We start from the raw sequence: 448 nt of genomic DNA, 5'->3' as shown, positions 1-448 counted from the left end.
ATAATAGAAGCAGAATGTTGTCCAGATCATATTCATATGTTGTTAGAAATTCCACCAAAATATAGCATATCCCAAACAATGGGCTATTTAAAAGGAAAAAGCAGTCTAATAATATTTGATAGGCATGCAAACTTAAAATATAAATATGGAAATAGACACTTCTGGTGTAGAGGATATTATGTAGACACAGCAGGGAAGAATGCGAAAAAAATACAAGAATATATAAAAAATCAATTAAAAGAAGATTACATGGCAGATCAAATAAGTATAAAAGAATTTGTAGACCCGTTTACGGGTGAGCAAGTAAACAAAAGCAAAAAATAAGGTGCTTTAGCACCAGCTGTGAAAATTGGTGCACGAGAAAGAAAGTTCAAAGCATGGAATGCTGCCGGTAACAGCCCCTTATAGGGGCAAAACAAACCACCGGCTTAGCCGGTGGTTATGATTT

At 34.8% G+C, this 448-nt stretch carries 1 protein-coding gene; it reads left to right on the top strand.

Features of this window, described 5'->3' with window-relative positions:
• Nucleotides 1-324 (top strand): IS200/IS605 family transposase (gene tnpA / locus HMPREF2801_RS01775; protein WP_070610295.1); only part of this gene is annotated, 324 nt, incomplete at its 5' end.
• Between the last annotated feature and the right edge of the window lie 124 nt (nucleotides 325-448).

Origin of the sequence: Peptoniphilus sp. HMSC062D09 (genome assembly GCF_001811425.1) — a bacterium.
Classification (GTDB): domain Bacteria; phylum Bacillota; class Clostridia; order Tissierellales; family Peptoniphilaceae; genus Peptoniphilus_A.
Note: the sequence above shows the minus strand (reverse complement) of the source record. Positions and strands in the feature narration are given on the sequence as shown.